Source organism: Streptomyces sp. DH12, from assembly GCF_020873895.1.
Lineage (GTDB): Bacteria > Actinomycetota > Actinomycetes > Streptomycetales > Streptomycetaceae > Streptomyces.
The window spans coordinates 1-450 of sequence record NZ_JAHWGT010001087.1 but is presented as its reverse complement, the minus strand read 5'-3'; the positions used below and the strand labels follow the sequence as shown (position 1 = coordinate 450).

Annotated in this window: 1 protein-coding gene; it reads left to right on the top strand. The window is 73.1% G+C overall.

Translation table 11 applies throughout. The features are described from left to right. A partial coding sequence (locus tag LPA54_RS38650) for a hypothetical protein (RefSeq protein WP_228985055.1) occupies positions 1-450 on the top strand: 450 nt, incomplete at both ends.

Sequence of the window (450 nt, the reverse complement as noted above, 5' to 3'; positions counted from 1 at the left end):
CGCAGGGGCATCGACGACACCTTCGTCCCCGACCCGCTGGCGGTCGTCAGCGAGAGCCAGCACGTCGCCAACGAGACCGGGCGCACGGCGTACGGCGGCACCCACATGGTCAGCTTCGCGGTCCGGCCGGACGGGACGTTCGTCCACCGCCTCTACACGGACTCGCGGGGGCGGCGCGGGAAGTGGGTGGAACACCGGCCGGAACCCGCCGGTGAGCTGCTCGACGACCGCGCCCGCGCGGCGGGCCTGCACACGGACCCCGAGCAGCCGGTCACGGACGCCGTCCGCGAGCGGACGCTGCGGCTGGTGCGCGCACTGAGGCAGACGTTCGGGGTGACGATCGAGGACGACAGCCGCTACGGCGATCTCCTTGCGGGGATCGGCGCGCTGGAGTCCATGCGGGCGGCCGATCCCCGCAAGGAGATCGCCGTAGCGGCTGTCGTCCTCGAT